Source organism: Mycoplana sp. BE70 (assembly GCF_031455855.1).
Classification (GTDB): domain Bacteria; phylum Pseudomonadota; class Alphaproteobacteria; order Rhizobiales; family Rhizobiaceae; genus Mycoplana.
The window spans coordinates 201,844-214,247 of sequence record NZ_JAVDTM010000009.1; the positions used below are offsets into that span (position 1 = coordinate 201,844).

The 12,404-nt window shown below is 64.1% G+C and carries 10 protein-coding genes; 3 read left to right on the forward strand and 7 right to left on the reverse strand.

Annotation, left to right across the window (positions count from 1 at the left end):
* Positions 1-111: 111 nt before the first annotated feature.
* From J2Y48_RS18000 to J2Y48_RS18020, 5 genes are all read right to left on the reverse strand, one after another.
* Entirely contained in the window at positions 112-1,626 is a 1,515-nt protein-coding gene (locus J2Y48_RS18000; RefSeq protein ID WP_310420726.1) for an ATP-binding protein, read from the reverse strand.
* Positions 1,627-1,747: 121 nt separating this feature from the next.
* A complete protein-coding gene (locus J2Y48_RS18005; protein ID WP_310420728.1) occupies positions 1,748-2,119 on the reverse strand; it encodes a GFA family protein in 372 nt (123 codons plus the stop codon).
* A gap of 50 nt (positions 2,120-2,169) precedes the next feature.
* The gene (gene murI, locus J2Y48_RS18010) at positions 2,170-2,958 is read right to left on the reverse strand and encodes a glutamate racemase (RefSeq protein ID WP_310420730.1); all 789 of its coding nucleotides are present in this window, start codon (positions 2,956-2,958) and stop codon (positions 2,170-2,172) included.
* A complete protein-coding gene (locus tag J2Y48_RS18015; protein WP_310420732.1) occupies positions 2,945-3,784 on the reverse strand; it encodes an RNA methyltransferase in 840 nt (279 codons plus the stop codon). The genes murI and J2Y48_RS18015 overlap by 14 nt, the downstream gene beginning before the upstream one ends.
* A 112-nt stretch (positions 3,785-3,896) precedes the next feature.
* The gene (locus J2Y48_RS18020) at positions 3,897-4,469 is read right to left on the reverse strand and encodes a hypothetical protein (protein ID WP_310420734.1); all 573 of its coding nucleotides are present in this window, start codon (positions 4,467-4,469) and stop codon (positions 3,897-3,899) included.
* A gap of 270 nt (positions 4,470-4,739) precedes the next feature.
* Here J2Y48_RS18020 and J2Y48_RS18025 point away from each other — a divergent pair, with 270 nt between their 5' ends.
* Entirely contained in the window at positions 4,740-5,954 is a 1,215-nt protein-coding gene (locus J2Y48_RS18025; RefSeq protein WP_310420736.1) for an NADP-dependent isocitrate dehydrogenase, read from the forward strand.
* Positions 5,955-6,178: 224 nt separating this feature from the next.
* Here the strand turns inward: J2Y48_RS18025 and recA are convergent, their stop codons facing one another.
* Positions 6,179-7,261, reverse strand: a complete 1,083-nt coding sequence (recA, locus tag J2Y48_RS18030) for a recombinase RecA (protein ID WP_310420737.1) — start codon at positions 7,259-7,261, stop codon at positions 6,179-6,181.
* A 231-nt stretch (positions 7,262-7,492) separates the two neighbouring features.
* Here recA and J2Y48_RS18035 point away from each other — a divergent pair, with 231 nt between their 5' ends.
* Positions 7,493-8,440 (forward strand): carbohydrate kinase family protein, encoded by a 948-nt coding sequence (locus J2Y48_RS18035; protein WP_310420739.1) that lies wholly within the window; start codon positions 7,493-7,495, stop codon positions 8,438-8,440.
* Between the two features lie 62 nt (positions 8,441-8,502).
* Positions 8,503-9,429: a pseudouridine-5'-phosphate glycosidase gene (locus J2Y48_RS18040; protein WP_310420741.1), complete on the forward strand. Its 927-nt coding sequence runs from the start codon at positions 8,503-8,505 to the stop codon at positions 9,427-9,429.
* A gap of 169 nt (positions 9,430-9,598) precedes the next feature.
* Here J2Y48_RS18040 and cckA read toward each other — a convergent pair whose 3' ends face one another.
* Positions 9,599-12,205, reverse strand: coding sequence for a cell cycle histidine kinase CckA (cckA, locus tag J2Y48_RS18045; RefSeq protein WP_310420743.1), 2,607 nt, complete (start codon positions 12,203-12,205; stop codon positions 9,599-9,601).
* Between the last annotated feature and the right edge of the window lie 199 nt (positions 12,206-12,404).

Below are 12,404 nucleotides of genomic sequence, written 5' to 3' on the forward strand. Positions count from 1 at the left end.
CGGAGAAGCCACGGGACATGTCAAATGAAACACCGGACATCTCTGCCCGGCGTCGGGGCGTCAGTATGTGAGTTTTACAAATTTGTCAAACCGAATATGGGCATCTGCAGCTTATTCCGCCGCGTGGCGCAACGTGTCCGTCAGATCCGGGCCATTGGCATCGCCCGGCTGCGTTTCGCAGGCCAGGTCGGGGAAAGCGACGATGCGCAGGCCGGCCAGATCGCTGTGGACGACGATCAGCCCCTGCTCCTCGAAATAGCCGAGCAGGCGACGTGCCCGGCGGGCCGAATGGGTGCCATAGGCCCGGGCAATCATCGCATCGGACGGACACGGCAACCCGCGCACGGCCGCCTGCGCGACAAGCAGGAAAACGCCCTGCAAATCCTCGGTCACCGCGCGTGACAGTTCGAGAGCGGTGGCCCAGAGTTCCGTTCCCGCCGTCTCCGCATCGACCCCTGAGCGAGCGACGGCCATCTTGCGGCGGAAGGCCGGCAGCGACAGCGGCGCGCCGGGAACGCGCCGGATTCGGCAACGCACGAGAAAATCCTGGAACAGCTCGGCATCGGCGCGAAAGGCCGCACCGGGATTGTCGAGGATTTCAGCCAGCACCTGATCGAGCAGTGCCTCGCGCTCCTCCGCCGGCATTTCCGGGGCTGCAGGCCGCGCCGCCTCGACGGCGACCGGTTCCGGACGGGCGCGTGAAAGTTCGGCGAGGATGTCGGTCGTCGGCCGCGGCTGCGGGGCGACGCGGCGCACCAGCGGGCGCGTGAATTCCTCGGGATCGGGCGTGAAGATCAGGTCCTCGACATCCTGCGGCGCCTCCGGCAGCGGCATCAGCTTCGGGCTTGTCGAGCGGGCGGACGTCTCGACCGACCCGATCGTGACCGACAGCGGGCGACGCGAGAGCGCCGGACCGAGCGCCACGAACGAGCCGCGCTTCAGGTCGCGGAACATTTCCGCCTGACGGCGGTCCATGCCGAGCAGGTCGGCGGCGCGGGCCATGTCGATATCGAGAAAGGTTCGCCCCATCAGGAAGTTGGAGGCTTCGGCGGCAACGTTCTTGGCAAGCTTCGCCAGCCGCTGCGTTGCGATCACGCCGGCAAGCCCGCGCTTGCGGCCGCGGCACATCAGGTTGGTCATCGCGCCGAGCGAAACCTTTCGGGCCTCCTCACCGACATCGCCGGCGACCGACGGCGCAAACATTTGCGCCTCGTCGACCACGACCAGGACCGGGTACCAGTAGTCGCGATCGGCATCGAACATCGCATTCAGGAAGATGCCGGCCGCGCGCATCTGCTGCTCGACCTCGAGGCCTTCAAGCGAGAGCACGCAGGAGACGCGGTGCTGGCGGATCCGCGTGGCAATGCCGATCAGTTCGGCATCGGTGCGCTCACCCTCGACCACCACATGGCCGAACTTGTCGGACAGGGTGACGAAATCGCCCTCGGGGTCGATGATGCACTGCTGCACCCAGGGCGCGGACTGTTCGAGCAGACGCCGGAGCAGGTGCGACTTGCCGGAACCGGAGTTGCCCTGCACGAGCAGACGGGTCGCGAGCAGTTCCTCGATATCGAGCGTGGCCGGCGCGCCGCCCTGCGCCGTTCCCATGTCGATGCCGACCTTCATTCAACCCTCGTGCTCATCGATTGACTCGGCCAGTCTGGTGCGGCCGGAAAAACGGGACAGGCCTAGCACGAAATCGGTTACTGCGGGCAAGTGATTGCAAAAACCCACAGGAAGGTGAGCTTCACCAGAGATTCTTGCCATCGATCACCGTTACCGGCGCCTCGGCTGCATCGAAGTCGTCGAACAGCCGGGCGTTAATGCCGATCCGGCGGCTCACCCCGTCCCAGCCGCCGCCGATCTCGAAGGCCGGACTGTCGGTGTAGGTGCCGCAGCCACAAGCGGCGCAGAAATGGTGAGCGACTAGCCCCGTGTTCCAGCGATAGATCGAATCGTGGCTCGGAACGCCGACGATCCGAAGCTGGCCGGGCTCGTAATAGGCATAGAGCTGGCCGCGCTTGGAGCAAAACGAGCAGGTGCAACGCGTCAGCGCCTGTGGCAGTTCACCATCGATCTCGAAAACCGTATCGCCGCAATGACATCGTCCGCGTAGCATCGGTGCCTCCCCGTCGCCTGGTGACAGACGAGAGAAGGTAAGGCGCTGCGTCAGACCTTCAAGCCGAACCCCTGCATCAGCCGTTGCGTGGCAAAATCCGGCCGACCGGAGGTGAAGATGGCGACATCTTCGCCGGGGGCCAGGACCTCGAGCGGCGGCACCAGCCGGCGCGCCTGGCGGGCGATTGCCTCCGCCGGATCGAGCCAGTCGACCGGCCAGGGCGCAAGGCGGCGGAAGACGTTCGCCATGAAGGGATAGTGCGTGCAGGCCAGCACGACGATATCGGTCTTGCGTCCGTCCCGCTCGACGAAGCACTGGTCGATCTCGGCCGTCACCGCCTCGTCCGACAGCGTTTCACCGCGGATATAGGCCTCCGCCATCCGCGCCAGGTTTTCCGAGCCGACAAGGCGCACATGGCATTGCGTCGCAAAGGATTGGATCAGGTCGCGCGTGTAGGCGCGCTTGACCGTTCCCGGCGTCGCCAGCACGGATACGAGCCCCGAGCGGGTGCGCTCGGCGGCCGGCTTGATCGCCGGAACGGTGCCAACGAAGCGCATTGTCGGAAAGGTGGCGCGCAGGTCGGCGCCAACGAGCGTAAAGGCGGTGTTGCATGCGATGACGCAGATCTCCGGGTCGTGCTGCGCCAGCAGTTTGTCAAAGAGCGCGATGATGTGTTTCTTCAGTGCAACCTCTTCCCAGCCGCCGTAGGGAAAGCCCGCATCGTCGGCGACATAGATGAAGTGCCGCTCCGGCATCAGCACGCGCGCCTCGCGCAGCACCGTCAGCCCGCCGATGCCGCTGTCGAACACGAGGATGGGTTTGGGGCTATTCGTCGCCACGGGCAGCCTTCGGTCTTCTGTTTCTGGTGCGGTTCAGCACTGGCGCGCCCGAGCCGCGCGGCGCGTCGCGAGTGAAACGATCGAGACAGGAAACGATGCCACGCAAGACCTGGATTTCCGAACCGGTGAATGATGGGCGTGTGAGTGCCGCCCGCAGATTCTCGATCAATTTCGGCTTCTTGGCGGCGGGACGGAAGTAGCCGCGCGCGTCGAGCGCTTCCTCGACATGGTCGAACAGGCCCTGTAGCTCGTCCTTCTTCGCTGGGCGCTGCGGCAGCGCGCTGAAGGCCGTTTCTTCGATCGACCCCATGCCGGTCTTCATCCACTCGTAGCTCATCAGCAGAACGGCCTGCGCCAAATTGAGCGATGCAAAGGCGGGATTGACCGGAAAGGTGACAAGTTCGTCGGCGAGCGCGATCTCCTCGTTGGTCAGCCCGGTGCGCTCACGACCGAACAGGATGCCGGTCCCCTCGCCCGCACGAAACCGCGCCCGCAGCGTCTCGGCCGCCACCACCGGTGAGCGCACCTCCTTGTAGCCGTAGCGGTCGCGCGCCGTCGTGGCATAGACGAAATTGAGGTCGGCGACTGCCTCCTCCAGCGACGAGAAGACCTTCGTTGCCGCGATGACATGATCCGCCTTGCTCGCTGCCGAAATCGCCTTCTCGCTCGGCCAGCCGTCCCGCGGGTTGACGAGGCGCAGCTCGGCCAGACCGAAATTGGCCATGGCGCGCGCCACCATGCCGATGTTTTCACCAAGCTGGGGGTGGACCAGAATAATCGCCGGCCCTTCCGCTATCAGTTGCCGCTCGCTATTCGTGCCCGCCATCCGCTCAACCGTCTTAATTTCCGTTGATGCCGTCATTGTCGGGGCGAAGTCGTCCCGGTCCTCCGGCCGCGCTCCCCTGCCACATCGCGCGGAAAAAGGAAAGAATGCCGCCCTACTCGGGCGAAATGCCCTCCTGGTCCGGCTGGGGATTGGCCCCCTCTTTCGCGATCTCCGTCAGTTCCGCCTTCAGCGAGCCCGGATCACCGTCCTGCGGCCGCAGGATGTCGTCGACAACGGGGCGGCCATCCTCCTCAACCACTTGGAAATCCACCTCCGCCGGCGTCCAATCCGCTGCCCGTTCGCCGAAACAATGGGTGTTGTCGAAGGTCGTCTTCACCGTCGTCACACCAGCGGCGGCCGGCGCCGCCTCGATCTTCAGGTCCTTGATCGAACAGCCGTCCTGGCCCATGGCAATCACGTCGTAGTCGAACGGCGATCCGCCGTCCTCGTAGGCCGGATACCTTGCCGCCTCGCGATATTTCGCGACGAAATCCTTGCTGTAGAGCCGCTTCAGGAACTCGTCATTGAAATAGTCGACGTAATCCGGTGGGTTGTCGTTGTCGTTGGCAAGATCGGCCCAGTTGTTCGTTGCCGTGGTCATGATTTCACGCACCGGTTCCGCAGCGTCTGCCGCAAAAGCAAGGGACGGCAACAGGACGAGTGCGGCGGCGAGGCATAGACGCATTGTGGTAATCTCCCCGGAAAGGATTGCATGGGGCCGAGCGGCCCTGGCTGATGCGCTACCAATTGGCCACCCTTTGCGGCATTTTGCGGGAACGACTCGCATCGGTCGACGACCCGGCATCTGAGTCGCGGAGCATATTCCTTGCCGGGCGAAAATAAAGTCTCTCAGTCCTTGGTCGGCTTTGCCTTCCCTGCCCCAAGTGGTATAGCCGCACGCGATCGCTACTTCACGAAACGGGGCATCCGGCCCCACTAGGCTACGAGGCAATCCATGAAAAAGATCAAGGTCGCCAATCCGGTCGTCGAACTCGACGGCGACGAGATGACGCGCATCATCTGGCAGTTCATCAAGGACAAGCTGATCCATCCGTACCTGGACATCGACCTGAAGTACTTCGACCTCGGCATGGAGAACCGCGACGCCACCGACGACCAGGTGACGGTCGATGCCGCCAACGCGATCAAGAAGCATGGCGTCGGCGTCAAGTGCGCCACCATCACCCCGGACGAAGCGCGCGTCGAGGAGTTCAAGCTGAAGAAGATGTGGAAGTCGCCGAACGGCACGATCCGCAACATCCTCGGCGGCGTCATCTTCCGCGAACCGATCATCTGCAAGAACGTGCCGCGCCTCGTTCCCGGCTGGACCAAGCCGATCATCGTCGGCCGCCACGCCTTCGGCGACCAGTACCGCGCCACCGACTTCAAGTTCCCCGGCAAGGGCAAGCTGACGATGAAGTTCGTCGGCGAGGACGGCAAGGAAATCGAATACGACGTCTTCGATGCGCCGTCCGCCGGTGTCGCCATGGGCATGTACAATCTCGATGACTCGATCACCGAATTCGCCCGCGCCTCGTTTAACTATGGCCTGCAGCGCAAGGTCCCGGTCTATCTCTCGACGAAGAACACCATCCTCAAGGTCTATGACGGCCGCTTCAAGGACATCTTCCAGGAGGTCTTCGACAAGGAGTTCGCCGACAAGTTCAAGGAAGCGAAACTCTGGTACGAGCACCGTCTGATCGACGACATGGTCGCCTCGGCGCTGAAGTGGTCCGGCGGCTACGTCTGGGCCTGCAAGAACTATGACGGCGACGTGCAGTCGGACATCGTCGCGCAGGGCTTCGGCTCGCTCGGCCTGATGACCTCGGTGCTGATGACGCCGGACGGCCAGACGGTCGAAGCCGAAGCCGCGCACGGCACCGTCACCCGCCACTACCGCCAGCACGAGAAGGGCGAAGAGACCTCGACCAACTCGATCGCCTCAATCTTCGCCTGGACCCGCGGCCTGGCGCACCGCGCCAAGCTCGACAGCAATGCCGAGCTGGCGAAGTTCGCCTCGACGCTCGAAAAGGTCTGCGTGGACACCGTCGAGGCCGGCTTCATGACCAAGGACCTGGCGCTCCTGATCGGCCCCGACCAGCCGTGGCTCTCCACCACCGGCTTCCTCGACAAGATCGACGAGAACCTGAAGAAGGCCATGGCCGCCTGAGCGGCACCCAACAGAAGATGATCACGACCCGGCCTCGCGCCGGGTCAAAGAAAAAAGCCCGTCACGAGAGATCACGTGACGGGCTTTTGCTTTAAACGACTTTTAGCGTCCTCGGCGACAACGGGAAATCGAAGACGTCAATGTTCACGGGCAGCCGCTGGCGACAAAACCCTACACATCGACGGAGCAGATCCTGTGAGGCTGCTCCATCGGCGTGGCGTCGATCACATCTCGGCGAGGCTGTCGCCGTCGTCCTCGGGCTTGCCGTCGAGCAACTTGTCGGCGATCAGGCCGGCGTTCTGGCGAAGCGCCATTTCGATCTCGCGCGCCGCATCCGGGTTGTCGCGCAGGAACTGCTTGGCGTTCTCGCGGCCCTGGCCGAGGCGCTGGCTGTTGTAGGAGAACCAGGAGCCGGACTTCTCGACAATGCCGGCCTTGACGCCGAGGTCGATCAGTTCGCCGGTCTTGGACACGCCCTCGCCATACATGATGTCGAACTCGACCTCCTTGAAGGGCGGTGCCATCTTGTTCTTGACGACCTTGATCTTCGTCTGGTTGCCGATGACCTCGTCGCGATCCTTGACCGCGCCGATGCGGCGGATGTCGAGGCGGACGGAAGCGTAGAACTTCAGCGCATTGCCGCCCGTCGTCGTTTCCGGCGAGCCGAACATGACGCCGATCTTCATGCGGATCTGGTTGATGAAGATGACCATGGTGTTGGAGCGCGAGATCGAGGCCGTCAGCTTGCGCAGCGCCTGGCTCATCAGCCGGGCCTGCAGGCCCGGCAGGCTGTCGCCCATCTCGCCTTCGATTTCGGCGCGCGGCGTGAGCGCGGCGACCGAGTCGATCACGAGCACGTCGATCGCCCCGGAACGCACGAGCGCATCGGTGATCTCGAGTGCCTGCTCGCCGTTGTCCGGCTGCGAGATCAGGAGGCTCTCCAGGTCGACGCCAAGCTTGCGGGCATAGACGGGATCGAGCGCGTGCTCGGCATCGACGAAGCCGCAGATGCCGCCCTTCTTCTGGGCTTCGGCGATCGTCTGCAACGCCATCGTGGTCTTGCCCGAGCTTTCCGGACCGTAGATCTCGATGATCCGCCCCTTCGGCAGGCCGCCGATCCCGAGCGCAATGTCGAGACCGAGCGAGCCGGTCGGGATGGTTTCGATCTCGACGACGCTGTCCTTCGAGCCGAGCTTCATGATCGAGCCCTTGCCGAACGACCTCTCAATCTGAGAAAGTGCCGCTTCGAGTGCCTTGCTTTTGTCCACCGATTTGTCCTCTACGAGCCGCAAAGTGTTTTGTGCCATTTGCTCCACCTTTAGGTTATTGGGGCCAGACAGGCAATGAAGCCGCCGATGGAAGCTTTGTACACTTTTTGTTCTCTTTTGGCAACAGCACACCATGCAGTTGATTTACTTCGATATTCGAGCGTATGTTCTCTTTTCGTTTCAAGAACCTAGGCACTCATTCTACCATCGTGGCGCCGATGGGTGCGAGGGGAAATGACACGCGAATCGGATCGGGCAGAAGGCAGGAAAATGACCGGTAGAAACATCCTCGTGCTTGGCGGCGCCCATGTCGATCGCCGCGGCCGCATCCATGGCGAGACGGCCCCCGGCGCCAGCAATCCCGGCAACTGGTTCGTCGAGGCCGGCGGCGGCGCCTTCAACGCGGCCCGCAACCTTTCGCGCCTCGGCCATGCCGTGCGCCTCATCGCCCCGCGCGGCGGAGACAGCGACGGCGAGCTCGTCGCCGCTGCTGCCCTGGCCGCCGGCGTCGAGGACATGCCCTTCATCTTTCTCGACCGCGCCACCCCGAGCTATACCGCGATCATCGAGCGCGACGGCAATCTGGTGATCGCGCTCGCCGACATGGAGCTCTACCGTCTCTTTTCGCCCCGGCGCCTGCAGCAGCGCGCGGTGCGCGACGCCATTGCTTGCGCCGATGCACTCGTGACCGACGCCAACCTGCCGGAGGAAACCGTCACGGCCATCGCCTACGCCGCACGCTCCGCCGGCAAGCCGGTCTGCGGCATCGCGATATCCCCCGCCAAGGTCATCAGATTCCAGAACGCCCTCCCCGCGCTCACCTGCCTGTTCATGAACGAGGCGGAGGCGCGCGCGCTGGCGGCGACCCGGCCCGATGATCCGTGGCAATGGCCAGACTTGTTGCGGCGTGCGGGGCTGTCATCCGGTGTCGTGACGCGGGGGCGCGACGCGGTGATCGCCTTCGACGCCACCGGCGTGGCGATGCTGGCGCCACCACTGCTCGAAGCGCTGGGCGACGTGACCGGCGCCGGCGACGCGCTGGCGTCCGGTTTTCTCTCGGCCCGGCTGGACGGCCAACCGCTCGCAACAGCGCTCCGGCAGGGCGTTGCCGCAGCGCTGATTGCGGTGCGCTCGCCGCTTGCCGTCGCCGAGGAACTCGAGCCCGACCTGCTCGCCCGCGTCATGGGTCTTGTATCCGAGGCGGAAGTTCTGTCATGAGACCACGATGACGGCATAAGATGCAGACAGCCAAACCGCTTTCACGTTGCGAGGAACCGAAGATGACAAGATCCGCCACCCCGCTCCTGCCGATCGCCTATTCCGACGAGGTGACGGCCGCTAAGGCACGCGGCGCCGCGATCGTGGCGCTCGAGTCCACCATCATCACCCACGGCATGCCCTATCCGGGCAATCTGGAGATGGCGCGAAGCGTCGAACGGATCATTCGCGAGGAAGGTGCGGTGCCCGCCACCATCGCCGTGATCGACGGCGTGCTGCACATCGGCCTCGACGACGCCGAACTGGAGGCGTTGGCGCAGACGAGCGGCGCGATGAAGGTTTCGCGTGCCGACCTCGCCTTCGCCATCGCCGAGCGCCGGACCGGCGCAACCACGGTCGCGGCAACGATGATCGGCGCCGCCCTCGCCGGCATCCGCGTCTTCGCCACCGGCGGCATCGGCGGCGTCCACCGCAAGGCCGAGGAGACGTTCGACATTTCCGCCGACCTGGAAGAACTGGCGCGTACCGGCGTCATCGTCGTCTGTGCCGGCGCCAAGGCGATCCTCGACATCCCAAAGACGCTCGAAGTGCTCGAGACGCGCGGCGTTCCCGTCGTCACCTATGACAGCCCGAATTTTCCCGCTTTCTGGTCGCGTGATTCCGGCCTGCCGAGCCCTCTGATGCTGAACAGCCCGGCCGCGATCGCCAATTTCCAGGCCGTGCGCGAGCAACTCGGCATCATGGGTGGCATGCTGGTCGCCAATCCGGTGCCCGCGGAGAACGAAATTCCGCGCCCCGAGATGGAGATCTACATCGAGCGCGCGCTGGACAATGCCGAGCGCGACGAGATCACCGGCAAGGACGTGACCCCCTATCTGCTCGATACGATCTTCCGCCTCACCGACGGCCGCAGCCTCGCGACCAATATCGCGCTTGTGGAGAACAACGCACGGCTTGCAGCGGAAATCGCCGTAGCGCTGGCGGTCTGAGCGGGCCACCGCAAAGCCCGGCGAGAGAGCGCCGAGGAATTTGCCATCGGCTCCGCACTGGATACCTCGGCGCCTCGTCGTTTTTATATCGGTCTAATCTAAGACGATTTTCGACCGCCCACCCTCACGGCGGGCGGGCGAAAGCCCGTTCGACGGACTGGACTGGCGCCTACCCGTCCAGCATCTCCCTTACGGCTTCCGCCAGCTGCTTGAGCGAGAACGGCTTAGGCAGGAAGCCGAACTTGGCCTCGGCGGGCAGGTTGCGGGCGAACGCGTCCTCCGCATAGCCGGAGACGAAGATGAATTTCAGGTCCGGGTATTTCTTGCGCAACTCGCGCAAGAGCGAGGGACCGTCCATTTCCGGCATGACCACGTCCGAAACGACGATGTCGACGGCACCGTCCAGTTCTTCCATGATGTCGAGCGCTTCGACGCCGGATCCCGCCTCGTGCACGGTATAACCGCGTGTCTCCAGCATGCGCTTGCCGCCGCGGCGTACCGCTTCCTCGTCCTCGACAAGAAGGACGACGGCCGAATCCCCGGTGAGGTCGCGAGGTTCCTTTGCTGCGGGCACAGCCGAGGTCGCGTGCTGCGCCGCGCTGTCGACGGCGATCTCGGTGGGTGCGGTGGCGGCCGGCGCTTCCTCGATGTGGCGCGGCATGAAGATGCGGAACGTCGTGCCCTTGCCCGTTTCGGAATCGACGAAGATGTAGCCGCCGCTCTGCTTGACGATGCCATAGACCATCGACAGGCCGAGCCCGGTTCCCTTGCCGACGTCCTTCGTCGTGAAGAACGGCTCGAAGATCTTGTCGCGGATCTCCGCCGGAATGCCGGTGCCCTGGTCGACGACATCGATCTCGACATAGTCCGCCGACGGCAACTCCCGATAGTTGAATGCCGCCACTTGCGACGCCGAGACATTGCGCGTGCGGAACGTGATCGTGCCGCCAACGGGCATCGCGTCGCGGGCATTGACGGCGAGGTTGATCAACACTTGTTCGAACTGGCCTAGATCGGACCGGACAGGCCACAGGTCACGCCCATAGTCGACCTCGATCTTGACCTTCGTGCCGGTCATGCGGTCGACTAGCATGCGCAGGTCGCCGATGACGTCGGTCATCTGCAGCACGGTCGGCCGCATCGTCTGCTTGCGCGAGAAGGCGAGAAGCTGACGCACCAGCACGGCCGCGCGGTTGGCGTTTCGCTTGATCTCCATCAGGTCCGCGAAACTCGGGTCCGACGGCCGCGCCGACAACAACAGATGGTCGGAGGAGAGCAGGATCGCCGTCAGCACGTTGTTGAAGTCATGCGCGATGCCGCCGGCAAGCGTGCCGACCGCATTCATCTTCTGGGTCTGCGCCATCTGCGTCTCGAGCGCCTTCTGCTCGGTGATCTCGACGGCGTAGACAATCGCCGCTTCTTCCGGCGCCTGATCGTTCTGGTCGATGACGGCGTTCACATAGAAGCGGAAGTGTCGCCCCTCATCGCCTGGATACAGCGAATCGATCGGCGGAATGTCGCCCTGGCGGTCACGGGCGGCATCCAGTGCAGCCTCCAACCGCGGGCGGTCGTTCTGGTGCACGATCGCTTCCAGCCTGGCCCCGTGGTCGATGTCGTCGCGGGACACGACCCCCGAGAACAGCTTCAGGAACGGGGCATTGGTGCGCAGGATGCGCCCGGCGCCGTCGACGGAGGCAATCGCCATCGGCGTGTTGTTGAAGAACCGGGTGAAGCGCATGGCCGCGTTGGAAGCGGACGCATCGCCGTCTTCTGTAACATCGCGGGCCAGCACGATCGTGCGGCTTTCACCCGGCGCTCCGTCGCGCGTCGCGCTGACGCGATGAACGAGACGGACCGGCAGGCTCTGCCCGTTGGATTTGCGCAGATCAAGCTCGAGCACTTTCGTGCGCATCGCCCCCGGTTCGGCCTGCACCGACTGCACCAGCGCCAGCCCCTCGCCGGCGACGAGGTCGCCGACCGAGAATGTGCCCGGATGAAATTTCGTCAGGTCGATACCGAGCCAATCCGCCAGCGTCGCGTTGAGATAGACGATCTCACCCTTGCGCCCGGCGGAGAAGAATCCGGCCGGCGCATGATCGAGGTAATCGATCGCGTTCTGCAGTTCCTTGAAGAAGCGCTCCTGGTCGTCGCGCTCCGAGGTAATGTCGGCAATCTGCCAGACGTAAAGCGATGGTCCGCCCCCTTCGCGGTTCGGAAGCACGCGCGCCTTCAGCCGATACCAGCGCGCGCCCGACCCAACACCGGTGCTCGGGTTGAGCGGCTTGAGCAGGCGGAACTCTTCGGCACCTTCCTGCCCTTCGTGCAGGCCGTTCATCAGCCGGTAGATCGACTCGCTCGCCTCGCGATCACGCGAAAAAAGTGTCTCGAGGGTCTGGGCGTCGCTCTCGCCGGTCGCCCCGGTCAGCGCCCCATAGGCGGCGTTGGCATAGACGATCCGCCCCTTTCGATCCGTCACCAGCGTTCCGTCCGGCTGGGTGTCGACGAAGGTCCGCGCCAGTTCGTCCGGGCGCGATTGCGGCATGATCTCGATGAAGCCGATCATGGCCGAGACGAAGAAGAAGATCCCCACCATTGCCAGCACGCCGAGGATGCCGAGCACGATCTCGTTGTCGAGCTGGTTCTTGAAGACGATGAAGGCGCCCGCCGACGCGGTCAGCACGATTGCAAGCAGCACGATCCGCAGGATCACGCCGGGGCGGCTGCCGCTCTCGACGACCGGCGCTTGATATTCGACCTCCTGGCGGATCTTAGACATCGCTCACTCTCTTGGCCCGAACTCCTGAAGGCCGCGCGGCGTGGGAGACAATTGCAGAATCACTTCTAGCTATTTGAGGGAAACCCAAAAAGCCAAGGAATGAAAGCGGCAAGCCTCTATACACAGGGATTATAGCCACCCTGTTTGCCGCCCGTCGCGGCCGATTGCGAATGGCCAGGCGACGCTTTAGAGGACAGGC